The organism is Candidatus Hydrogenedentota bacterium, assembly GCA_035416745.1.
Taxonomy (GTDB): Bacteria; Hydrogenedentota; Hydrogenedentia; order Hydrogenedentales; family SLHB01; genus UBA2224.
In genome coordinates, this window is record DAOLNV010000081.1 from 1 (window position 1) to 25,010 (window position 25,010).

A 25,010-nucleotide genomic window follows, 5' to 3' on the forward strand; every position below is an offset into this window, starting at 1 on the left:
CCTCTTGACCCCCAGTCAAGCGCGCTAACCGGGCTGCGCCACGCCCCGACCGAATTCGGGCTATTCTTCTTCCAGGAGGTCGAGCATTGTGCGTATTTGTTCTTCCATCTTGTCGAGAATGTCGATGGCTTCCTGGCGGGTTCGGGGACGTCCCTCGCCGCGGAGTTCCTCAGCCAGCCGTATGCGCGCGCCTTTGGTGGTCATTTTTTCGTGCCACAACAGTTGTTTGATGCGCTGTACGACAGCGATATCCCCGGGTTTGTAGAACCGCCGGTTCGCTCGATCGCGTCCTGGTTTCAACTGTGGAAACCGGCCTTCCCACTGTCTGAGCACGTGGGCCGGAACGCCGGTCATGTCACTAACTTTGGCTATCCCGTAGCGCCGGTCTTCAAACTTGGAGATCATACCCAATCCCGGTTTTGTATTGCAACTTCAGCATGACGACACTGATTGTGAAAGCGATCAAGACGCCTTCGGTCTTGCCTTGCAAGAAGCGGGGGCAATTTTCTATTTGGCTCATGTTTTGATTGTCCATTATGACGCAGTGCCCGGCGCAAGGCAATCTGATCCCGGGGACAGGCCTTGTATAACCATGAGCATCTTGAGGACAGGGCCCCGCAAGGGATCCTCCTCAAGAGGTGGCTGCGCGTACAGCCCGCCGATCAGGCAAGAACCTGAATCCCCGCCACCGAAGGGAGCGACCGTCGTGGAGCATTACGGCGGAGAGGCCGGTCTCTGGCCCATTCATGAGCAAAGGACGCATGCGCGCTTACCGTCTGCGGCGGCTACGCGGGGCACTATCCGCGTGCTAGTGCCAATCGACGGAGAAAGGCGAAGAGCTGGGCCAATCGGTCTTGCCCTTGATGGCGAGGGTACACGCAGAAGCCGAAGCCTACTGCTCCATGGTCTTCCATTCCTCGCTCTGGGTCCAAACCGTGAGATTGGTCAGGTCGCGTTTGGTTTTGAAGATGAGGCTGCCCAGACAGTACCCCACCACAAACATGAGGAGGTTGCCGACCAACCCGCCATAGTAGGTCTCGAAAGGCACAACGGCCTTGATCACCTTCAGCTCGACCAGGGCCAGCCACAGACTGAAACTCAGAGTACAAATGATTCCCACGGCCACTGCCCGGCCGTCACCGCGCTTGGTCAGGAACCCGAGGCAGTACAGGCCCAACAACCCGCCGCCAAGGATTGCTCCCAGCTTGGTGCCGGTGTCTTGCAGCGTCTTGTCCGTGGCCTTCAGAAGAAGGATGGCAAATCCCAGCATCAGAACGGAAGCAATCAGCGAGACGAGACGGGCGGCGTTCATGTAATGACGCTCCGATTTTTCCTTGGCGATGTGGCGCTTGTAGATGTCGACGATGCTCACAGCGGAGATAGCGTTGATGCTGGACGACAGCGATGACATAGCCGCAGCCAAGACGCCCGCAATCACCAGGCCCGAAACACCCGCCGGCATCTTCTGCACGACAAAGTAGGGAACAATCGAATCGGCTCTGGCCGTGCCGTCAATCATGGCCGTGGCGGCAGGATCGGGATTCAACTTGAAGTAGACATATAGCGCGGTGCCCAGGAACATGAAGAATGCCCAGGTGGGCACGCTGCACAGGCAGCAAATCCAGATGGCCTGCGTGGCATGTTTCGGGTCTTTGGTGGCTACGTATTTCTGTATCACGTTCTGGTTGCTGCTGTATTCGGTGAGCCAGTTGGTCAATCCCACAAGCAGCATCATTACCACCGCCTTCTGAGTGAGACTGAATCCCAAGGGTGCGCGAACCAGTTCTCCTGTGGCCGTGTTCAAATCCCCCAGCATGAACTTGCCGTCGGCTTTAGCCACGGAAATAATCGTGCTTAATCCGCCATCCACATTCAAAATGACCGCCACGAGAATGGCGAACCCCCCGAACCAGAGAAGGAACGACTGGAAGAAATCGGTCCAGATCACGGCCTCGATGCCGCCCGTGACCGTGTAGAACGAGGTGATAACGCCTCCGAGCAGGATGCTGTAATAGGCGTTAAGACCGGTCATTTCCTGGACCAGCATGGAGACAAGATAGAGGATCATGCCCAGCCGGGTCACTTGGCTGACGACGAACGCTGATGCTGCGTAGGCTCGTGTGCCGGAACCGAAGCGCACCTCCAGATACTCGAATGCGGACGTGATTTGGGCGCGCCGGTAGAAGGGCAGAAAGATCTTCGAGGCCAGGAAGATGCCCAGAGGAAGCATCAAACAGGGAAGGAAGCGGATGTAGGCGGTCTTGTAGGCATCGGCGGGGTAGGCCACAAACGTGATCGAGCTGATCGACGTAGCGAACATGGACAAGCCTATGAGCCAGCCGGGAAAAGAACGTCCACCAAGGAAGTAGTTTTCCGTGGTCTTGTTCTTGCGCGCGAAATACGGCCCTAACGCGGCCATTGAAACGAAATACAGCACCAGAACGACAATATCAATCCATGGCATTCGCATGAGAGTTCCCCAAGAGGTCTTTGCGTCCCTCAAGAAACGGAAGAACGCGGTTAAGAGTCATGCCAACTGTACAACAGACACTATGGTAACCGATACTCGCAGTGAACAGCAAACGGCCGGTGGCGGCTCTGCCGGCTTGCCGGCGAAGGTCTTCCGGCGTTCTTGTATGCCTTTGACGCATTGCCCTGGAGAAGTCTATGGTAAGCCTTCACGGCGGGTGCTAGATCTATTGCCCGGAGTTTGACCATGCTTAAAACATTCCTATGCTTGATGCTCGTGATTTCCATTGCGCTGCCGGCAGTGGCCCTGGTATCCCCTCTTGAATCCGATATCGTCGATGGGTGGCTCAATGGCGCGGGTGTTTCGGGTAGCGTTGAAATAGAAAACGAGCCCGAGGCCGGTCTTGAGGTCGTGTCTGCAAGACAAGACTATCGGGAGCCAACGCCTGACGTGAGCTGCCATACCCGCACCCCGCTGCGGATCGGCGGCGAGACGTTTGAGAAAGGCATCGGAGCACACGCCAACGGCGAGATTATCCTCTCTCTGGCCGGTGGGTTCTCGCGCTTTGTGGCGCAGGTGGGGATTGATAATAACGAAGATACGAAAGGTGAACGCGGTTCGGCCCGGTTCTTGGTGCGCGTTGATGACGAAGTTCGGTTCGAGTCACCCGTTTGTCGCGGGGGCGATGCTCCGGTCCTCGTCGAGGTGCCGCTCAATGGCGCGAAGCGGCTGGAACTCATTGTTAGAGACGCGGGAGATGGGTACACTTACGATCAGGCCGATTGGGCAATAGGCGCCTTGGAGCGGAAGGACGGCGAACGAGTATACATTTCAGATGCGCTGGTGAGGTCTCGCGAAACGCCTTTTCGAGACGTGGTTACGTCTTTTTCCTATGACGGACAAGAATGCTGGACGCTTTTTGAGACATGGGAGCGTAAGGATGAGCCCGTTCAGGAGAATGACGGGAAACGGCTGTACGAGACAAGCTGGACCGAACCGGGGAGCGGATTTACGGCCACGTTGGCTGTTACGCGATTCGTGGAGCCGGAGGCTATCGAGCTTCAATGGCGCTTCGCGAACAGGGGAACGGCCCCAAGCGGTCTGCTCACGGATGTGAAGAGCCTGGAAATACGCGCTTCCGGCAAGGAGAACGCCGCGACGCTCGTTTCCAGCAGCGGGGGAACAACGGGGAATCTGCAGTCCGCGCCGGGCTTCGAGATCGTGCGCACGGGCCTTGGAGAGCGTACGCTGACTGTCGCGGATGGGCGCTCGAGCAACGGCGATCTCCCCTTCTTCATGCTAAGCAGCCTGCAGGATAGCTGGGGCGTGGCGTGCGCACTCGGGTGGTCCGGGTCGTGGTGCGCCCGCGCAGGCTACGACAAAGCTGCCAGCATGGTCCGGCTGGACGCAGGGATGACGCCCCTCCGTTTCAGGCTGCCTGCAGGAGAAAGCCTCTCGCTTCCGGCGGCGCTCCTCATCCCCTTCCGCGGAGACGAGTCTGAAGGTTCCAACCGGATGCGTCGTGCCTTGCGCGAGCATTACCAGGGACGGCTCGGTGGCCGGCTCGTCGACCCCCCGGTGTCCTTCAGTTCATGGTTCGTTTTTGACAACAACGTGCATGCCGCGATGCTCAAAGAGCTGGCGAACGAGGCGGCCGGATTGGGTATCGAATACTTCTGCCTTGACGCCGGATGGTTCGAAGGCGATTTCCCCTATGGCGTGGGCAATTGGACTGTGAATCAGGAGAAGTTTCCCGAGGGTTTGCGGCCGGTTTCGGATCATGTCCACGCATTGGGCATGAAGTTCGGCCTCTGGTTCGAACCGGAGCGGGTCGCCGCCGGCACACGGTGGGCACGCGAATGCCCGCAACTCCTCTGCGGAAATGTGTCGCCTGAAGCAGCCTCCAACGCGTCGCGGGACAGACCCTATCTCCTGGATCTGGCCAAACCCGAGGCCCGGCGACTCGTACTCGAGATGATGGACCCAATCATCCGCGAGGCTGGCGTCGATTGGATCCGCTATGATTTCAACATCTCCCCGGGGCCGGTATGGGAAGCCATCGAAGGCCCGGAGGAGCAAGGGCTGCGCCAGGCCCTATATATAAATGGCCTGTATGCATTGTTGGACGAATTGATGAGCAGGCATCCAAATCTTCTCATCGAACAATGCGCCAGCGGCGGCCGCCGAATTGACCTGGAAACCGTCCGGCGCGGTCACACGTTCTGGAAAAGCGACGACACCCTTGACCAGCCACTGATGCGTTTTCATCAGACTGGCGGCAACTATTTCCTGCTCGGAGGACACCTCAACACCAATTATTGCGAACTTCGGTCCGGCGACGAGATGTTGGCGCTTTTCGGGGGTCTACTGGGGTTCGGACTGGACTTTCGTGTTCTTGACGACGCCCAGAAAGCGACCATCCGGCGGACGGTGGCTGCATACAAAGAAGTGCGGGGATTCCTGAACCGCGATTACTACCCCCTTTTCCCCCAGACCCGGGCGGGCAACGACTGGATCGGCTGGGAATTCGTTGACCCGCAGTCCCAGGGAGGGTACTTCGCGGTGTTTCGTCCAGAGCATTCGCCGTACGGGCTTGCGGATGTCCGCCTGAAGGGTTTGCGGGTTGAGACCCGCTTTCGCATGTGGGATGTTATGAGCGGACAAGAACGGGAGGCCGGTGGGGCCGAACTATCGCAAGGGATCGGAATAGCCTTGGCACCCGGGAAGGCGCAGGTCTGGCAGTTCTCGGCGAAATGACGGCCGGCGGCTTGAATCTTTGAAGCCACGCGCTTATAAACTCGGAGACAGACAAACGGTGCACAACCGGGGAGGCAGTATCATGGAAAATCTGAGACTGGGATTTATTGGGGCGGGGTTTATCGCGCGTTTTCAGGCGGAAGCCCTTCGAAACGTTCGCGGGGCCCAGCTTGCCGGCGTACATGCGATCAAAGGCGCCGAGGAACTTTCCGCCTTGGCAAAACGGACCGGCATCGGCGAGTGCAAGGTCTACCCCAGTGTTGCGGAACTGTGTAAGAACGTGGACGCAGTAGCGCTGTTCGCGCCCAACTACGTGCGCGTCGAGCTGATGGAACAAGTCGCCGAAGCGGTCAAAGCGGGCGCGCAACTCAAGGGGATTATCTGTGAGAAACCCCTGGGACGCACGGTGTCGGAAGCGAAGCGGCTGGTCGATCTCGTCAGGGAGACCGGTCTTCCCAACGCCTATTTCGAGAATCAGTTACACATGAAGTGCATCCAGAAGGCTTTGAAACAACTGGAGCCGCAGCGTCAGTCCATGGGTGAATTGACCCTGGCCCGGTGCGCGGAGGAACACAGCGGCCCCCACGAGGGCTGGTTTTGGGATCCCACACGCCAGGGCGGCGGCGTGCTTTCCGACATGGGCTGCCACAGCATCGCAGTTGCCTGGTATATCCTCACCCCGGTCGGCAAACCTCTTACGTTCATGGAACCGATTTCGGTGACGGCCGATGTGGCGCTCCTCAAGTGGGGCCAGGAGAAGTACCGCAAGCAGCTGCTCGCCCGCATGGGAGTCGATTATGCCAAGGTTCCCGCCGAGGACTTCGCGACGGGCACCATTACCTTCCGCAATCCCGAAACCGGCCAACTGGTCAGAGGGCAGTTCACCAACTCGTGGATGTACGACAAACAGGGGCTTCGTTTACTCATGGACGCCCTCGGACCCGGCTATACCTTTGAGGTGAATTCGTTGCGGTCTCCTCTCGAGGTGTTCATCGGCGACGAGGCGGCGGATGCGGTTGCCGACGCCGAGAGCGCGCTTGAAAAGGCGACCGCATCGCGCGGATTGCTTACCGTCCAGCCGAATGAGGCCGATCTCTACGGTTACGTGGCCGAGTTGGAGGACGCTGTCACGGCCTTTACGCAAGGCCGGCAGCCGCTGGCGACCTGGGAATACGGCCTCGAGATAACGAAACTGTGCCAGGCGGCGTACTTGGCTGCCGAACGCAGGGAGACTCTGGATCTCACCGATGGAAACATGCAGGCAAAACTTGAGGGCTACACCTCGCTCATCGCCCAGGGAAAGGGCGGGGAGATACTCCTGTAGGCATTAACCGGCTCCCGCCCGTGAAAGCACGGTAGAAATTGGGGCCCTTCGGTCGTAAGAGTGGCGCGGTCAGTGAAACCGCGCCACTGCTTTGCGTCTTGCAGGCTATTGCAACGGCTCCCCCTCCCACTCTAAAAACACGGCAGATTTGCTTCCTCGGGTACATTCTGGGATAATGTCTCTATGTATAGATAGTTATTTGTGTGAGAAATTCGCGGTGCTCAACAACTACCTGACTCGAAAAGAACAACTGATCCTGCTGTTTGTTGCTGCGTCCGCAGTCATCGGCGGCATCGTACTATACGTGTACCAAGACGAGCCGGACCCCGAAACGTCCAATACCTCTCCGGCAACCGACACGCCCTTGCCGCGCGGTCCCACACCGGAGCGGGCGTCTCAGCCCGAACCTGAAATAGTGCTGCCTGCCTTGGCTCATTCCGTTCCTGCAGTCACGCAAGAACGTGTCCCGATCCGGGTTGCGGTCCGCGGGGCGGTGTATGCCCCTGATCTGTATTCGTTTGAGCCGGATGAAGATCCCCGGGTGCAGGACTTGCTGGATGCTGCAGGCGGGCTCGAGGACTACGCGGATGCATCGGACATCAACCTGGCGGCCCGCCTGATTGACGGCACCACGCTCACCGTCCCTGGACAGCCCAGCCAGGGCGAGGCAACCGGAATAATCCGCGCTAGCCGCGAGGCCGCTCCTCCCCCACTCAATCCGCCACAGTACACGGTTTCCGGGTGGCGCCCCGAAGCAGCACCGTCCAGGCCTTTCTTGAGTGACGCCGCCCCAGGAGCAGCCTCGGCTCCCGTCACCTTCTCCGACGGCCTGCTCGATTTGAACACGGCTACCCAGGCGGAACTCGAGAAGCTGCCGGGCATCGGGCCCGTGTTCGCCTCCCGCATTATTGAATACCGCACGCGCACCCCGTTCCGAACCGTCGAAGAACTCATGAACATCAAGGGCATCGCCGAAAAACGCCTCGCCGATGTCCGCCACCTCGTCACGGTGAGGTGAGGGTCCCTGACTGAATTGCGCAAAAGGGACTGGCCGGACTTCTCCTCTTTCCCTATTGAATGGTCCTAACGCAACGTGAGAGCGATAGCGCCTGCAAATCCGCCAAGAACGACAAGCAGAAGAAGAAAGAAAACAACGGTCATTTCAAACGCTTTGAGAAGAGACGTCCGAAAAACGGCCAGTGTTGCCAGAAGCGTGATGATAAAAGCACTTATGGAGCAGTCTATCAGGACAATTATCGGGGGAGAGTTTACCGACAGCAGAAGCGCGATTATACTAGAGGGAACTAAACTGAGCACTACAATCACTAGCGCCCCGCCATAAGACCGGCTCTCAATGTCTAATATGCCGGCCGCCCAGCGCAGGAATAGGGCTACAATGAACAGCCCAGCGATTGCGGCGATGCCCCCGGCGAAAAGCAATCCCCTCAGGTCTCCCGGATGCATTGCCCCTTCCTGTTGCTGCCTGGGATGCCGAAGGAGCACTGGCTCTCGGGGAATTCCCTTAAAACATGCTCCCCGGACACGCTTGAACAATCCTAGACGCTTCTCGGAAGAACATCAAGCGTCATTCGGCCGAAGCGCCGGGTGACTGCAGGAAACACCTTACAGGCCCAGGTATTGTGGGCATCGCACGGATGCCTCGACTGCCTTGCGCGTGTGTCTGGAGCGCCAAAGGCGCGAAACATACCAGCCTGGGTCGAAGGCCCAGGAAAACCGCGTTCACGGAAAAGGAAGGGCTGAAAGCCCGTAACATCTATACGCAGAGGGCTGCCATGTGCCGGGCTTACACCCCGGTAGATGAGGAGAATCCCTTCCACCCAGCCCTGCGGACTGGGCTGGCATGCCGACGCGCCGTTGGCGCTCTGGAAGGGATAATGTCGCTCTCTTGCCTCACCGGATGGGTGATTTGATGTCCAGGGATACACGCCACAGCCCGAACACCTGGGCGATTGGAGATTTGCCCGGCGCTTGCGTCTCCCCTCCTATTCAGATAGGCTTGATGGGGCTGGGGGTGATGTCCGCGAACGGTGGCGCGTTTCCCAAGCATCCACGGGGTTCTTCAGCGTGTGGTTTGCTGTCTTTCAACGGAGTGGAGGCCGGTCCATGGCGATGTTTCGGTTAGCAGCAGCAGTATTTCTTGCCCTTGTGGGCACGACGGTGGCCGCATACGGGGCGAGCGACTACCCGATTCGGCCCGTACCGTTCGCGCAAGTGCGTGTGGCCGATCCGTTCTGGTCGCCGCGGCAGGCAACGAGCCTCGCCGTCACCATCCCTTACTGCTTCAAGAAATGCGAAGAGACGCATCGTATCGACAACTTTGCCGTGGCCGCGGGTATGAAGCAAGGGAAGTTCGAGGGCATTTTCTTCAACGATTCCGACGTGGTCAAGGTAGTCGAGGGCGCGGCGTATGCGCTGTCTTTGCGCGATGACCCGCAGCTGGATGCTTATCTTGACGATCTAATCGCGAAGATTGCCGGAGCCCAGGAACCCGATGGATACCTGTACACGTGCCGGACCATCGACCCGGAGAATCCGCCCAACGGCGCAGGCAAGACGCGCTGGTCAAACCTCCAGTCGAGCCATGAGCTATACAACATCGGCCACATGTACGAGGCGGCAGTGGCCCACCATCAGGCCACGGGCAAGAATACTCTTTTAGACGTCGCCCGGAAATCCGCGGATCTTGTTGACCGCGTCTTCGGTCCTGATGGCATTCGAAATGTCCCCGGCCATCAGGAGATCGAGATCGGACTGTGCCGTCTCTACCGGGAGACCGGCGAGGAACGCTACGTGCAACTTGCCCGGATCTTTATCGATGAGCGCGGGCATGAAAACGGCCGGAAGAAGTTCGGCGAGAACCTGCAAGACCACCTCCCCCTGATTGAGCAGGCCGAGGCAGTTGGCCACGCCGTGCGGGCGGGCTATTTTTACACCGGCGCAGCCGATGTCGCCGCGCTGACGGGCGAACAGGCCTACATCCCCGCACTCGACCGCATCTGGAACGACGTGGTTTCGGGCAAGATCTACATCACGGGCGGCACCGCTGCCCAGCGCCAGGGAGAAGCATTCGGACCAGCATATTTCCTGCCCAACAAAGAGGCATACAACGAGACCTGCGCGGCGATTGCCAACATTCTGTGGAACCACCGCATGTTCCTGCTGCATGGCGAAGCAAAGTACATTGACGTGCTCGAGCGCACCCTTTACAACGGCTTCCTTGCGGGGATTTCGCTCGAGGGGGACACGTTCTTCTACCCGAATCCGTTGGAGAGCGACGGCGTCTACGGCTTTAACCACGGGGCTGCGACCCGGGAGCCCTGGTTTGGCTGTGCCTGTTGTCCGGTCAACATTGCCCGTTTCGTTCCGTCGTTGGCCAACTACGTCTATGGACAACGAAATGGCGAAGTCTTTTTGAATCTGTTTGTTGGCGGCGAAGCATCTCTGGACGTTGCCGGTACGCCGGTTACGATCACCCAGAACGGGCGTTATCCCTGGGATGGCGAGATCGAAATCGCAGTGGAGCCCACGGAACCGGTCGAGTTTACGTTTAACGTGCGCATTCCCGGCTGGGCGCAGGGACAGCCGCTTCCAAGCGATCTGTACCGTTACCAGAATCCCGATAGGGGCGGATTCAAGTTGTTGGTGAATGGCGAGTCCCAAACACCGGAGCTCGCGAAGGGCTATGCGCCCCTGAAACGCTCGTGGCGCAAGGGCGATGTGGTCCACTTGACGTTGCCCATGCCCGTTCGGCGGGTACTCGCGCACGACAAGGTCGAGGCCGATCGTGGACGCGCGGCCGTCGAACGCGGGCCGATTGTGTACTGTGCGGAAGGCGTTGATAACGACGGGCGTGTCAGGAATATTGTCTTGCCGGACGACGCTGCATTGAAAACTGAACACGTCGCGCGGCTGCTCGACGGCGTGACGGTCATCAAAGGCCATGGCTACAAGCGCCAGCGCAACGAGGACGGCGGAGAGAGTTTGGAGGAGTCCGAGGTCACGCTGATCCCGTACTATGGGTGGTCTCACCGGGGCGTCGGCGAAATGCAGGTGTGGCTGGCGCGGACGGCGGATGCAGCCGAGATTCCCCCGGTTCCCACGATTGCCTCGACCAGCGTGCCCACGGCTTCCCACCTCAACGCGGCGGACAGCCTCGCGGCATTGAACGACCAGCAGGAACCGAAGAACTCCAACGATCAGACCATTCCCCGGTTCACATGGTGGGACCACCGGGGCGCGCTAGAATGGGTTCAATACGAGCTGAAGGAGCCCCGGACCGTGTCGTCCATTGAGGTGTACTGGTTCGATGACACCGGCGTGGGCCAATGCCGCGTTCCGGAGTGCTGGCGGCTGGTGTACCGTGATGGAGATGCATGGAAGCGCGTCGAGGACCCCTCGGAATACGGTCTCGCGAGAGATACGTACAACAAGACCGCGTTTCGCCCCGTGGAAACCGACGCGCTGCGGCTCACCGTGAAACTGCAGCCGGACTTTTCGGGCGGGATCCTCGAGTGGCGCGTGAACAGGTAGTCAGGTTTTCCTGGAACTACCCTATGGAGGGATCTGTCATGGAGTTCGTGTGGCCGCCTGCCGTGTGTTTCGTGATAGCCGCTGCGTGCCTGGTATCGGCGGCGCCTGCAGCGAGTGCAGGCGAGCAATCCGGCCCGCCCGGGTACTACACGCTCCCCATCATTGACCTGTCCCACGACCTTGAACGCCAGGTTGTGGTGGACCGCGAACCCGGCCAGTATCTCGGCCATCCCACGACGGTCCTGCTCGAAGACAATCGAACCATGATCTGCGTGTATCCGAAAGGCCATGGCCGGGGCGCTATTGTGATGAAACGTAGCGAGGACGCAGGAAAGACCTGGAGCGGCCGTCTTCCGGTTCCGGAGAACTGGGCGACATCTCAGGAAGTACCCACTATCTACAGTGTTGTGGACAAGGAGGGCGTGAAACGGCTGATCATGTTCTCGGGGTTGTACCCCATCCGCATGGCGGTATCCGAGGACGACGGCGTTACGTGGTCACCCCTCGAGCCCATCGGCGATTTTGGCGGGATTGTGGCCATGGCTTCGCTGGTCCGCTTGAAGAACGGCGATTACCTGGCGTTTTTCCACGATGACGGGCGCTTTTTCAAGGGCGAGAACAAGGAAGGCCCTTTCATCGTCTACTCGACCCGTTCGACGGACGGCGGGTTGACATGGGGCGCGCCCGGGATCGTCGCGCGGCATCCGGAAGCCCATCTATGCGAACCCGGCGCGGTACGCTCGCCGGATGGCAGCCAGATCGCCCTGTTGCTGCGCGAGAACAGCCGCAAATTCAACTCGTTCGTGACGTTCAGCAATGATGAGGGCGAGACGTGGTCCGGGCCGGTCCAGTTGCCCGCCAGCCTGACGGGGGACCGCCATACCGCCAAGTACGCTCCTGACGGGCGCCTGGTCATCGTCTTCCGGGATACGACCCTGATCAGCCCTACCCAAGGGGATTTCGTGGGCTGGGTCGGCGCCTACGACGACATTGCGCAGGGGCGCGAGGGACAATACCGGCTGCGCCTGCTCGACAACACCAAGGGCGCGGATACATCTTACCCAGGCTTGGAACTCTTGCCGGACGGCACGTTTGTCACGACGACCTACGGCCACTGGGTTCAAGGAGAAGAACCCTATATCATAAGCGTCCGCTTTGCGCTTGATGAGATTGACGCCAAGGCGGCCCGGCTGCCGCGCCAGAGCCGCTTGTTTGTGGGCGGCGAGGACGGCTATGACACCTACCGCATCCCCTCACTCGTCGTGACGCCGAGCGGGTCCCTGCTCGCGTTCTGCGAAGGACGCAAGACCAGCGGCAGCGATACGGGCGATATCGACTTGCTCCTCAAACGCAGCGAAGACAACGGGACAACCTGGGGCCAGCAGCAGCTCGTATGGGACGACGGGCCCAATACCTGCGGCAATCCCTGCCCCGTGGTAGACGAAACGACCGGGACGGTCTGGCTCTTGTTGACCCACAACCTCGGGCAGGACCGGGAAAGCGCGATTGTCAACGGCGAGAGCGAAGGCACCCGCACGGTGTGGGTAACGAACAGCGCGGACGACGGCCTCACTTGGGCGCCGCCGAAGGAAATCACGGCAACAACGAAGAAACCCGAGTGGACGTGGTACGCGACCGGCCCCGGTGTTGGCATCCAGTTGCGTCTCGGCGGCCACAAAGGCCGCCTTCTGATCCCATGCGACCATATCGTGGCTGAAACCAAGACTTACCACTCTCATGTGATCTATTCCGATGACCACGGCCAGACGTGGCAGCTTGGCGGCGAAACAGGGGATACCGTTAACGAGTGCCAGGTCATCGAGCGAAAGGACGGGAGTCTCTTGTTGAACAGCCGCCGCTGGCATACCAATTCCATGCCGGGACGCGCCATCGCCACCAGTTCAGATGCGGGCATGACATGGACGGAACTCTCGAGCGACCCGGTTCTCATCGAGCCGCGCTGCCAGGCAAGCCTGCTCCGATACGCGCCGAGCGACGCCGAGGGGCCTCCGTTCGTGCTCTTCTCGAACCCCGCCGACAGTGCCGAGCGGTATAAGATGTTGGTGCGGCTCAGCACGGACGACGGCCGCACGTGGCCCGCGTGGAAGTGTCTCTTTGCGGGTCCGGCGGCGTACTCGTGCCTTGCAGTGCTCAAAGACGGTACGATAGCGTGTTTGTACGAGCGCGGCGCAGAGCACCGTTCGGATGAGATCGCGTTCGCGACCTTCTCCCTGGAGTGGCTGGGAGAAGGGACCCTTGACGAGTAGATCAGAAAGCCCTTTTGCATGAAACGCTGGTTCTGGCTGCTGGCGGCCACAACGCCTGTCGCCTTCATCGCATCGGTAACCTGGTACGGCGCGTTCACGTTTGCCAACGCGTACATGATTCGCGGGTTGGGTGCATCGAATGCCCAGTGGACCCGCGCCACCCTCGCCATGTCGGGGGGCATGATGTTCTGGTACGTGCTCACCATGGAGTTGTCGGCCGTTTTCGGCAGACGCCGGACAGCCACCCTGGGCGCGGCGATAGCATCCTTTGCATACGTCTCTCTGCCGTTGGCGCACGATGTGGGGGTGGTGTCGGTGCTTCTGGCGCTGATGGGGTTTGGCACCGCCGGGTATCTGGTCGCGTGGCTGCCTTACGTGACCCACGTGGGGGGCGAGCGTCCTGCGCGCGCGCTGACCGGAGCGTCGATCGTCTACAACCTGGTTTCCGCGATTATGATCTTCGCGCTTGGACCCGCGCTGCAGGAAGCGCGGTTCCGCTTGACCTTCTTCTCAACCGGCGGGCTCTGTCTTGCCTGCGTCGTCGCATTTCATTTTGCCGCGCGCCATTTGGAGAAACGTGTTGCCGCGAGCGGATGTGGCGAAGACAAAGAGGAGCATGCGGAGGCGCCCCTGAGCCTGCTGAAGCTACAATGGCACAACGTGCGCGAGTTGATGTACAGCGCGTTCCCGATGGTGTTGCTTCTGGGCATTTGTTCCGCGCCGTTCGCGTTCCATACATCAAACCAGCTGTTCCCGAATCTGGCGCGCGATGTCTACCACTTTCGGGAAGACTCGATCGCCCGTCTGGTGGCGCTCGCGCGCCTGCCAGCCATGCTGATGATGTTTCTCGTCTCCCCCGTCATTGACCGGCTCAACCTCGTGCGCTTCTACGGCATCTCTCTGTTCGCCGATGGACTGCTCATCGCCGCCATCGCCCTCTCGCATAGCGCATGGGTCGCAAGCGGGGCCTATTTGCTGTTTTACACGTCCCACGGGTTGGTGTGGGCGTTCGCGCTGCCGGCGATCAACGTCTGCGTCCGGCCCCGGCTTCGGGATTCGGCTTTCACTCTCACCGCCGTGTTCGAAATCGTGGGCGTGTTTTTCGCGGGGTTGCTTCACAATCGTCTCATTGAGATGGGCGGAAGCCTAGCGCTTGTATTCATCGTGTGCGGGACCATCGTGTGCCTCTCTGGCGTATTGCTGCTTGGATATTCCTACTCGGCCCACGCTCGCGGGAATGGTTCTCGAAATGGACCTTGAAAGAAGGCTGGACCTCGCAGGCGGCCGTGCCCTACGATAGAGCCCGAACTCGCGGAACCATTACTGGAGGAGGAGCCCTACGAATGAACGAAACCCTCAAAACCCGCCTGATGTCACTTGTGCTCGCGTCAGTCGCCATGGGAGCCTGTCTGCTGGCGGCGGCGGAACCGGTTCTTCTGTGGGAAATCGGCAGCCGCGACAACGATACACAGGACCTCGCCCTCGGTCGCGACCGGTACGCCGAGTTCAGCGAAGACCCTTTCTTCGTGGTTGGGCAATCCGATGCGGCCGCTGTCTGGCCGTACTGCCATCCGGGCCCGCAAGACGCCTGGGCTGGCAACCGTCAACACGCGTTCACGATCGTGTTCGGGCTGGCCACGGTTCCCACGGAGCCTTCCAAGCTGATTCTGGATTTCGCCGATGCCCACCCCGGAGCGCCGCCGGTGATGAGAGTGGATGTGAACGGGCACCAGACGGACCTTCGCCTGCGCGGCGGGGCCGGTGACGCGGCCATCTTCGGTGATGTGTCGCAAGCCCGTGAGACGGTGCACGAGCTCCCTGTGCCGCCCGACCACTTGCGAGCTGGAGCAAACCGGATCGCGATCACCAGTGTTGGCGGAAGCTGGGCGCTCTACGACTGGATAGGGTTCGAGGCCCCCGCAGGGACGCAGGTAACGCCCATCGAAGGCGCCACGGCGCTGGTTGTTGCCCAGACGGGCGGCGTCTTGACAAGAGACGGGGCAGGCGCCCTGTTTCAGCCCATAAAGGTCAACGTGATACATCTGGGCGAACCCCGCGATGTGCAGCTCGCCATCGAGGGGCTGGAACAACGGCAGGTGTCCCTTGAAGCGGGCACGCACTGGGTGGATTTGCTCGCGCCCGCCGTTGGGCAGCCGCGTTCCCTGAAGATCGCCCTGCTCCACAACGGGGAGGTACTGGACCAGATGGAGACGCTGCTCGAGCCCGTGCGCAAGTGGGAAGTGCACATTCTGCACCACACGCATCTCGATATCGGCTACACGCACGTTCAAACCGAAGTGATGACGCGGCAGTGGGAACATCTCGAGAAAGCCATCGAACTCGCGCGGGCTACCCGAGACTATCCGGAAGGCGCCAGGTTCAAGTGGCTGCCTGAGGGACTGTGGGCCGTTGACGGGTACCTCGGGCAAGCCTCCGGCGAGCAGAGAAATGCCTTGATCGAGGCCGTGAAGAACGGCTCGATAGGCCTCGATGCCCTCTACGGCCACGAACTGACGGCGCTGTGCCGTCCCGAAGAGCTTCTGGAACTCACCTACTGCGCGAGGAATCTCTCTCAGAAGTATGGGCTGACCATCGACACGGCGATGATCACCGATGTTCCGGGATATACATGGGGCATCGTGCCCGTATTGGCCCAAAGCGGCGTGCGCTACTTTGGAATAGGGCCGAACCGGGGACATCGCATCGGGTTTACACTCTCTGAGTGGGGAGACAAGCCGTCTTACTGGGTCTCTCCGTCCGGGCGCGAACGCATCTTGTTCTGGGTTGCGGGCGAGGGGTATTCGCTCTTCCATGATGCCCCGATGCGCGACGGCAGCCGCATCCTGGCCTCTCTCGAGCGCCTGGAAGCAAAGAACTATCCCTACGACATCACCTATATCCGGTACAACATTGGCGGGGACAACGGTCCGCCCGACGAAGGCTTGTGCGACTTCGTCCGCGACTGGAACGAGACCTATGCCTATCCGAAGCTCATCATCAGCACTCCGCGCGAGTGTTTCGAGGCCTTCGAGCAGCGTTATGGCAGCCAGTTGCCCGAAATCCGCGGCGATTTCACTCCATATTGGGAGGACGGCGCGGCCTCGTCGGCGCGGGAAACCGCTATCAACCGCGCGTCGGCTGAGCGGCTGGTACAAGCCAACGCGCTCTGGGCAATGCTGCGCGACCCGGCCGACTATCCGGCCGAACGGTTTCACGACGCCTGGCGCGATGTCGTGCTTTACGATGAGCACACGTGGGGCGCCCACAACAGCATTACCGAGCCGGAATCCGATTTCGTCAAGCAACAGTGGGCCATCAAACAGGCCTTTGCACTCGAGGGGGAGCGCAAGTCGGGCGCACTCCTTGATGAAGCGTGCGACGTTGTCCGGGCCGCGGGGGCAACTGTCGAGGCTGTCCGTGTGTTCAACACATGCTCGTGGGAACGTACGGGCATGGTCACGGTTCCCGCGAAAGGTCTTCCTGAAGGCGACCTGCTGGCGCACAGGGGCAATCGGGAGATCACCCCTTCGCAACGGCTCAGTAACGGGGATTTCGTATTCATCGCCCGCAAAGTGCCACCCTTTGGAAGTGTCGACTACCGCATCGAGAAGGCCAGCGGCTATTCGATCAAACACAACATGCGCATCGAAGGCGCCACGCTTGAAAACCGCGAACTGGCGCTTACGGTCGATTCCGAGAGCGGAACCATTGCCAGCCTTCGCAAAACCCTTGGGCGTTTTCAGGATGAGTACGTTGATGACGCCGCCGAAGCGGGCCTTGGGGCATATATCTATGTAGAGGGACGCGACCCTGCTAACCGGAAGCCCGCCGGCCCCGCCACCCTCACGGTGAAAGAGAACGGGCCGGTGATGGTCTCGTTGCTGATGGAGTCTTCCGCGCCCGGATGCCGCAGCCTCAAACGGGAGGTGCGGCTCATTCAGGATGTACCCTACGCCGAACTCATCGTAACCATGGACCGGGAGAACGTCTACAACCAGGAGGCGGTTCACCTCGCCTTCCCGTTCAGCGTTGCCGGCTCCACGATCCGGATAGACACGCCATGGGCTCCGGTCGAGGTCGAGAAGGACCAGTTGAAGGGCGCCTGCAAGAACTACCTGACCGTGCAGCGCTGGGTCGATGTCTCGAACGACGACTTCGGAGTCACGCTGGCGCCAATCGACGCCCCCCTCATCGAGATCGGGAAGATCACCAACGATCCCCGTGTGGTCGGCTGGCGTGAGGTGATCGAGCCATCGTCGCTCGTGTACTCGTACGCCATGAACAACTATTGGGAGACCAACTACAAGGCTTCGCAGGAAGGCGTCACAACCTTTCGGTACGCGGTCCTGCCGCACGACGGTTCCTTCAAGGAAGACCGGGCCATGCGGTTCGGCGTGGAAGCGAGTCAGCCTCTTGTCGCGGTCCCGGTGAAGCCCGGGGGCCCGGCGCCGGAACCGTTTCTTCGTGTAAAGCCGGAGCACGTGCTCGTGACCAATCTTAAACCCAGCGACGATGGAACGGGCTGGATTGCTCGCTTGTATGCCGCGTCCACAGAGCCTCAAACAGCGCGGCTGGGCGGAAAGGTCACCTCGTTTGGTGAAATGCATGGGAGCAACCTGAACGAAGAGGCGCAGACGGCGCTCCAAGATGTTGTCGGCGTGCCCCCCCAAGGGATGGTGACGGTTCGTGTCAATCGAGATTGAGGGAGAACCAGAATGACTTCGCGCGAACGTGTCCGGGCAGCACTGAACCATACCGAGCCTGACCGTGTGCCGGTTGACCTCTCTGGCCACCGCTCCTCGGGCATCTCGGCCATCGCCTATCCCAAGCTTCGGGCCTTTCTCGGGTTGCCGCCGAGGCCTGTCCGGGTATACGACCCCGTCCAGCAGCTCGCGGTCGTCGACGCCGACGTGTTGGACCGCTTTGGCGTCGATACGATCGAGCTGGGGCGCGGCTTTGCGCTGGATGATGCGGACTGGGCGGACTGGACGCTTCCGGACGGCTCGCCCTGCCAGATGCCCGCATGGGCGCTGCCGGAACGGGAACCCGGCCGCTGGGTCATCCACTCAAAGTCGGGACGGGTTATCGCCCAGATGCCAAATGGCGCCATGTATTTCGAGGCCGCACACTATCCCTTCTACGAAAAAGACGACCTTGACGCCATCCCCGAGGCCATGAGTGAGAACATGTGGTGCGCGGTTGCGTCTCCTCCGGGTCCTTTGGTGGCGGGGCCGGGCGGGACGGAGAAACTGGCGGAAGGAGCACGGAAACTTCGCGCAAGCACCAAACGGGCCATCATCGGATTGTTCGGAGGCAACTTGCTGGAAATGGGGCAGTTTCTGTATCGGAACGACCGGTTCCTGATGATGCTTGCGGGAGAGCCCGGACGGGTGCATGCGTTTCTCGACCGTGTCGTCGAGATACATCTGGCGAATCTCGAGGCGTTTCTGGGGGCTGTAGGCAAGTATATCGACGTTATCCTCTTTGGCGACGATCTCGGCATGCAGTCGGGACCTCAGATGTCGCCCGCCATGTACCGGGAATACTTCAAGCCCCGTCATGAACTCTTGTGGACCCGTGCCAAGGAATTGGCCGATGTCAAGGTGATGCTTCATTGTTGCGGAGGAGTCCGCGAGCTGATGCCTGATTTGATCGAGGCGGGGTTGGACGCCATCAATCCCGTACAAATCTCCTGCAAGGGAATGGATGCCAGCGGTCTCAAACGCGATTTTGGAAAGGACATGGTGTTCTGGGGAGGCGGTTGCGATACGCAACAGGTACTGCCGAACGGCACGCCTGGCGAGGTGGCGCGGCACGTCCGCGAACAGGTCGCCGCGTTGAAATCGGGGGGCGGTTTCGTGTTTCAACAGGTGCATAATATCCTGGCCAATGTGCCCCCCGCGAGCATCGCCGCCATGTTCGACGCTGTCAACGAATCGTAAGAGGGCAGGCGCGCAAGGGCCTATTACCAGGGGGAAGAGCATTGAATTTCGTTGACTACACCATTATCGCGTTGTATTTCGTCGTGGTCGTCGGGATGGGATTCGTGTACCGGAAACGTGCCTCGCAGGATCTCGATGCATACTTTCTGGGCAGCAAGCGGCTCCCCTGGCTTTGGCTGGCCATGTCGGGGTCGGTCTCGAACTTCGACATCACCGGCACCATGTGGATCATCTCGATGCTGTTCTTGTTGGGCATGCGTTCGATGTGGATCCACTGGATGTGGGGCTGGATGATGGGCGCCTTCTTCCTGGCGTTCATGGGCAAGTGGGTGCGGCGCTCGAACGTGATGACCGGCGCCGAATGGATGCTCACCCGTTTCGGCAATGGGGCCGGGGGCCTTGCCGCCCGCCTGTCCGCCGCCTTGATCGCCGTCATCACCATGTGCGGGATGATCGGCTACGATTTCCAGGGCATTGGCAAGTTCGCCTACGAGTTCTTCCCCGTACTGCACCCCCACACGCTGGCCTTCATCATCATGGGCATCACCACCCTCTACGTATTGTTGGGGGGGCTGTTCAGCGTCGTCATTACCGATGTCATCCAAACCGTCTTTGTAACGGTCGCAGCCATTCTGATCGGGGTGATAGCGTACGTCAAACTCTCGCCGGAAGCATTAAGCGCCGCCCTCCCGGCGGACTGGACATCGCTCGCACCCACGTGGCGCATCGAGACCTATACGAGCGGCGGACACGGAGTGTACGACATGTTCGGACTTCTGGTAATCACGTGGGTGGTCAAAGGGATTCTTCTCAATGCCGGCGGGCCCGGCGGCATGTACGAACTCCAGCGGTTCCTGGCGGCTCGCGATACGCGGGACGCGGCGAAAATCGGCGCCGCATGGAGCGGCTTCATGATCGTCCGCTGGGGAATGGCCATGGGGATCACGCTTTTGGCGCTGGTTGGGTTGGGACTCAACGACGTCGAGGACAGCGAGACGGTGATGCCCATGGTTCTTCGCGACTACATCCCTGCTGGGGCGAAGGGTCTGGTGCTTGCCGGATTGCTGGCCGCGTTCATGTCGACCTTCAGTTCAACCGTCAATAGCGGCGCCTCGTACCTGATTCGCGATTTCTGGCAACCGTTTGTGCGGCAGCGGAGCGATGAGCGCCATCTGGTACAGGCAAGCTATGTGGCCACCGTGACCATCGTCATCGCGGGCATTCTTATAGGGTTCCAGGCCAAGAGCATTGCTCAGATCTGGGAATGGCTGATGACGGCGCTGACGGCCTGCGTGGTCGTGCCCAACGTGCTCCGCTGGTATTGGTGGCGCATGAACGGGTGGGGCTATGCGGCGGGCACCATGGTCGGTATGGTCGCGGCTTTCATCCCGCCGATTGTGGCTCCCGGCGCACCCATGTACGCCGTGTTTCCTTTTGTAACCGTCTATTCGCTGGTGGCTTGCATCGCGGCTACCCTGGTAACGCGTCCTGTAGACTCCGAGACCCTTAAGAAGTTCTACGCCACGGTTCGCCCCTTTGGTTTGTGGCGCTGCGTCAGAAAACAATGCGCCCTGTCCCCCCGACAAGAGGCGGACGCGGCCGAGAGCCCGCTACTCGCCCTCATGAACGTAGCCCTGGGAATGATTGCCATCACCAGCTGCTATCTCCTGCCCATGTTCCTGGTCGGTCACTGGCATGTGCGGGCAGGCATCTGCCTCGCGCTCACGGTCGCTGCCGTGGGCGCACTCTACTTCACGTGGTACCGAACCCTTCCACAGCCAGGAGAGTAAGACATCTTGCCGTCTACGGCAGGCAATCCTTATGCCGTCGCGAAAGCTATCATCTTCGCCGTTCGTCTCTCTTGTGACCCCCGCCGTTGCTCTCGATTCGGTTGTTGCTGGCGTAAACAGTTCGAAAAGTATCGGAATTCGCGCCGTTGGCAGTTGACATGTGCACAATCGAGTCCATTTGTTATTCAGACATGACAACTATCGCCTCATGTTGATCAGATGTCAGCGGATGCCCGGTTTCCTTCCCAAGGATGCCGTTTGGCTTGAGACAGCAAGCGGATGACAAAGAGCGCACATTTCATCTTATTCTTAGAAACATAATGTAAAATATTGATTGGCTTATACTTATAGCGCGTGAGCTCTCCTTGAGGGCCTTCACCCCCCTTGGGGCTTGTTGGAAGACGGGCTTCTGCCGATTGACGTAAGTGATTCAAAAAGCGTAGGATACAGCAGTTCAAGGCGAATGTTTCATGCATGACAACTACTTACTCACTCTTGAATATAATAACTCTGTGAATAAGTGGCACGCATCTTGCTGATCTATCCGTTGACAATCAGCTGCGGAAATCGTCTCATCGCGTAAAGAGGAACGGTTACGCCCTCTTCTCAAAGTGAGAGTGATGACCCCGCTTGATTGACACGCTCATTGAGCAGTTGCAGCCCTCCATTCCGCTTCCTCCTGGAAGCGTGGCCCTGGTTCTCCCCACCAGGGCCTTTTTCTTTCTCGGGGCGTCATTCCTCGACGACGTGTTCGTCGTTGGAGTCGAAGGGTGGACAGACGACATTAATGATCTCGAGTTCGCCATCGAGCGCGTGCCGGGTGCCTGGGGCGACCATGATCACGTCATTCGGGCGGACCGGGATGCGCTCATCGTCCGGCATTACCTCGCCCGAGCCCTCGAGAATAATGTAATACTCCATAAGCCATTGGTGATAGTGGACTTTGGCCGTTCCAGAGATGGAGACGCGGTGCACGCTGAGCAAGTCATTGTCAGCGCCGGTTATAATGCGCCACGCCTGTCCGCACGGACAGGGCACAGAAGCGACATCCGCCGTATTCCTTATAACGTAAAGTCTTGACATGCCTCGACTCCCGCGCTATCCCCACGTGTTCCGTTCCGCTTACACGCGTTCACGAGCGTCAGCGGGAACATGATAGCAGAGGACGGCTCGTCCGTGCATGGGGACAAAGCTGCGGTCGCGCAGTAAATGGGCGGGAAAGAGGCGAGAACACAAGGATCGACAGGTTCATTCCCCTCGGGCCCGGAGCGAATAATCCTGTTCTCGGTGTTGTTTGTGTGCAGATAAGCATGAACACGATAACCCTTTTTAGGGTTTGAGGAGAGACCGATGACAAATACACGGCGTGACTTTATAAAGACTGCTGGAGGGATAACGGTTGCGGGGGCGGCGCTCACTGGCGGCCTGACGGCTTCCCCTGAGGCGGCGGCGCAAACTTCCGAAAAGGGGAAACTCACGGAACACACGCTTCCGCCCCTGCCGTATGCCTATGATGCGCTGGAACCCGTGATTAGCGCGGAGATCATGACCTTGCACCACGACAAACATCATGCGGCGTATGTGAAAGGCCTTAACGCGGCTGAGACGGCGCTGGCCAAGGCACGCGCCGCAGGCGACTATGCGATGGTACAGCATTGGTCCCGTCAAGCGGCATTCAACGGAGGCGGCCACTATCTGCATTCGCTTTTCTGGAAGGTAATGGCGCCCCCGGGAGCGGGAGGAGGAGGAGAACCCGGTGGCGCACTGGCGGACAAGATCGCCGAAGACTTTGGGAGTTTCGCCGATTTCAAGGCCCACTTTTCCGCGGCAGCCAGGAGCGTCGAAGGAAGCGGATGGGGACTCCTGCACTATCGCCGTGAGGACAACCGTCTCCTGGTGTTGCAGGCAGAGAATCAGCAGAAGCTCTCGCCCTGGGGCAGCACGCCTATTCTCGGCGTGGACGTTTGGGAACACGCATATTACCTTGACTACAAGAATGACCGGGGGGCGTATGTCGATGCATGGTGGGGTGTCGCGAATTGGGCTCAGGTAGCCGCCACATTCGAGCGTCTTCACGAAGGCGCATGACAAAACAGACGTAACGGCGGCATGAAATGAAGAACGCCGTCCGGGCACTGAAACCCGGACGGCATCTGCTATTTCAGCCACACGAGAATGCTACTAGAATTTGATGCGCATTTCCGCGGCGAGAAAGTCCGCATCTTTGTCATCCCGGCCGCCGCTGAAAATCAACCCGTTGTTGTAGATGAAGGCGCCATCGGCAACTCCGTCGCCGACCCAGAAACGCGAATACTGGAACGTGCATGTAACGTCTTCGCTGTAATGATAGACAACGAAGATAGACGTATCCCATCCGATTTCGTCGCTGTTCTCCTGGGTCCAGAAGCTGAGCGCGGGCGCAATGGGTATGCGGTAGCGGCCGACCTTGAAATGAACCGGCGCATCGAAGGGCTCGATGGCCTCGAAATAGGTCGCCGCGAGAATGACATCAAATGCTGGGGTCGGGTGGACAACCACGCCCGCCCTGCCGAGCCAGCAGTTCGAGAGGTCATTGAAAGCGTCGATTGCGCCGCAATACATCGAGTTGGAGAAGAGGCGGTTGAAGCTCACGCTGGCCTCGGGCTGGTCGAAGGGATTGAGCCACTCCCAGAACGAGATGTCGCGGTTGTCCTCGCCGCCGAAGTACGCGCCGCCGATGAAGGGCCTCGGTTTCCAGGCAACATCAAAGGTGTAGCCCACGTCGAAGTGCCCGCCCCAGGTATCAAACTCGGCGTCGTCATCGCCATAAACAAACGGCTTGAAGGTCGTGCCGACCTGACCCGCATCGCCAAATTGATAGGCAGCTTCAACTTCATAGTCGAGAGCGCCTATCAGACCCGACGCGCGGAAGCCCACGGTATGCAGGTTAGTGGGGTCATAATCGTCGATGTTGAAAAGGTCCTCGACCCACTCGCCGAACCACGCGAGGTTCGTGTCGGCAACACGGCGGGCGTCGCGCAACCACAACCAATACAGGTCAAACGTGTGGTTTTCGATTGCGGTGCACGACGCGTAAAGGCCGTAGAACCAAACGTCTTCGTCCTCCTCGAAGGGGCCGCCTTCAGCCAGTTCCGCCGCGAAGGCGTCAACGCTGAAGGTATCGGTCTTGTAAGTCAACCGCGCGCCATCAAAGGAGCGGCCATAGAAGAAATACACATAGTCCTTGGGGCCCACCAGCCACTCGCTGCCGAAACTCAGTTCCTGCCGCCCCACGCGCAACCGCAGCGGCAAATCGAACATGTTCTCGGCTTCGATGTATGATTGGTACACCTCCACGTCGTCACCCGTCCAGCCAGGACTGTCGGCCCCGGTAATGTAATTGAGAGAGCGGAAGTCTTGACCCCAGATATCGTAGCTGTCGAACTCGATAAACGCGCTTACATCGTCGGTGAAGTCAGCGTTGATATTGAGCCGCGTGCGCTGCTCGACAAAACCGACGTCACCACCATCGGTATCGGACCATTTGACCGGACTTACAATGCCCAGGCCGTTGAATCCGCCGGCCGCTCCGGGTCCGCCGATGGGACGCCCGGTCAGCAACGACGCCGGCCAGCGCACTTCCGGAATACCCATGAATGTCGTGCGCACCAGACCATTCGTGATGAAGTTTCCGCGGATGCGGATTTCGCCCCCTACTTGAACATTCTGCAGCTCAGCCAGAGCCGAGCCCGTACACGCCAGTACAAGCAGCAGGCAGAGTACTCTCCTTTTGTGACGGGAATACATTGGTCATCTCCCTCCGAAGGTTTTGATCCACCCCACTCTTCGCGGCCGGTCCCCCATGGTTACAGGCTCCACTAAATCAGAATACGCCAATCGGCCTGATAACGCAAGTTCCCCAAGTGCAGG

Annotated in this window: 15 protein-coding genes; 10 read left to right on the forward strand and 5 right to left on the reverse strand. The window is 59.7% G+C overall.

Features of this window, described 5'->3' with window-relative positions; translation table 11 throughout:
• Positions 1–60: 60 nt before the first annotated feature.
• Both PLJ71_18555 and PLJ71_18560 read right to left on the reverse strand, forming a co-directional pair.
• Positions 61–405: a MerR family transcriptional regulator gene (locus PLJ71_18555; GenBank protein ID HQM50694.1), complete on the reverse strand. Its 345-nt coding sequence runs from the start codon at positions 403–405 to the stop codon at positions 61–63.
• Positions 406–892: 487 nt separating this feature from the next.
• Complete coding sequence (locus PLJ71_18560) at positions 893–2,470, reverse strand: sodium/solute symporter (GenBank protein ID HQM50695.1); 1,578 nt, start codon at positions 2,468–2,470, stop codon at positions 893–895.
• A 246-nt stretch (positions 2,471–2,716) separates the two neighbouring features.
• Between PLJ71_18560 and PLJ71_18565 the strand changes: the two genes are divergently transcribed.
• From PLJ71_18565 to PLJ71_18575, 3 genes are all read left to right on the forward strand, one after another.
• Positions 2,717–5,227, forward strand: coding sequence for an alpha-galactosidase (locus PLJ71_18565; protein HQM50696.1), 2,511 nt, complete (start codon positions 2,717–2,719; stop codon positions 5,225–5,227).
• An 82-nt stretch (positions 5,228–5,309) separates the two neighbouring features.
• Positions 5,310–6,551, forward strand: coding sequence for a Gfo/Idh/MocA family oxidoreductase (locus PLJ71_18570; protein HQM50697.1), 1,242 nt, complete (start codon positions 5,310–5,312; stop codon positions 6,549–6,551).
• Positions 6,552–6,750: 199 nt separating this feature from the next.
• A complete protein-coding gene (locus tag PLJ71_18575) occupies positions 6,751–7,569 on the forward strand; it encodes a ComEA family DNA-binding protein (GenBank protein ID HQM50698.1) in 819 nt (272 codons plus the stop codon).
• A 65-nt stretch (positions 7,570–7,634) separates the two neighbouring features.
• Here PLJ71_18575 and PLJ71_18580 read toward each other — a convergent pair whose 3' ends face one another.
• Positions 7,635–8,015, reverse strand: coding sequence for a hypothetical protein (locus PLJ71_18580; GenBank protein HQM50699.1), 381 nt, complete (start codon positions 8,013–8,015; stop codon positions 7,635–7,637).
• A 660-nt stretch (positions 8,016–8,675) separates the two neighbouring features.
• On the opposite strand from PLJ71_18580, the gene PLJ71_18585 reads away from it, so the two are divergent.
• From PLJ71_18585 to PLJ71_18610, 6 genes are all read left to right on the forward strand, one after another.
• Positions 8,676–11,102: a glycoside hydrolase family 127 protein gene (locus tag PLJ71_18585; protein HQM50700.1), complete on the forward strand. Its 2,427-nt coding sequence runs from the start codon at positions 8,676–8,678 to the stop codon at positions 11,100–11,102.
• 38 nt (positions 11,103–11,140) lie between these two features.
• Positions 11,141–13,369: a sialidase family protein gene (locus PLJ71_18590; protein HQM50701.1), complete on the forward strand. Its 2,229-nt coding sequence runs from the start codon at positions 11,141–11,143 to the stop codon at positions 13,367–13,369.
• A gap of 18 nt (positions 13,370–13,387) precedes the next feature.
• Positions 13,388–14,629, forward strand: coding sequence for an MFS transporter (locus PLJ71_18595; protein ID HQM50702.1), 1,242 nt, complete (start codon positions 13,388–13,390; stop codon positions 14,627–14,629).
• Between the two features lie 83 nt (positions 14,630–14,712).
• Positions 14,713–18,072 carry a polysaccharide lyase family protein gene (locus PLJ71_18600; protein ID HQM50703.1) on the forward strand — a complete coding sequence of 1,120 codons (3,360 nt, stop codon included), beginning with the start codon at positions 14,713–14,715 and terminating at the stop codon, positions 18,070–18,072.
• Between the two features lie 12 nt (positions 18,073–18,084).
• The gene (locus tag PLJ71_18605) at positions 18,085–19,311 is read left to right on the forward strand and encodes a uroporphyrinogen decarboxylase family protein (protein ID HQM50704.1); all 1,227 of its coding nucleotides are present in this window, start codon (positions 18,085–18,087) and stop codon (positions 19,309–19,311) included.
• Positions 19,312–19,352: 41 nt separating this feature from the next.
• On the forward strand, positions 19,353–21,101 hold the full coding sequence (locus PLJ71_18610) for a hypothetical protein (GenBank protein ID HQM50705.1): 1,749 nt from the start codon (positions 19,353–19,355) through the stop codon (positions 21,099–21,101).
• Positions 21,102–21,833: 732 nt separating this feature from the next.
• Here the strand turns inward: PLJ71_18610 and PLJ71_18615 are convergent.
• Complete coding sequence (locus tag PLJ71_18615) at positions 21,834–22,184, reverse strand: cupin domain-containing protein (protein ID HQM50706.1); 351 nt, start codon at positions 22,182–22,184, stop codon at positions 21,834–21,836.
• A gap of 267 nt (positions 22,185–22,451) precedes the next feature.
• On the opposite strand from PLJ71_18615, the gene PLJ71_18620 reads away from it, so the two are divergent.
• On the forward strand, positions 22,452–23,189 hold the full coding sequence (locus tag PLJ71_18620) for a Fe-Mn family superoxide dismutase (protein ID HQM50707.1): 738 nt from the start codon (positions 22,452–22,454) through the stop codon (positions 23,187–23,189).
• Between the two features lie 93 nt (positions 23,190–23,282).
• Here the strand turns inward: PLJ71_18620 and PLJ71_18625 are convergent, their stop codons facing one another.
• Entirely contained in the window at positions 23,283–24,887 is a 1,605-nt protein-coding gene (locus PLJ71_18625; protein ID HQM50708.1) for an alginate export family protein, read from the reverse strand.
• Positions 24,888–25,010 lie beyond the last annotated feature (123 nt).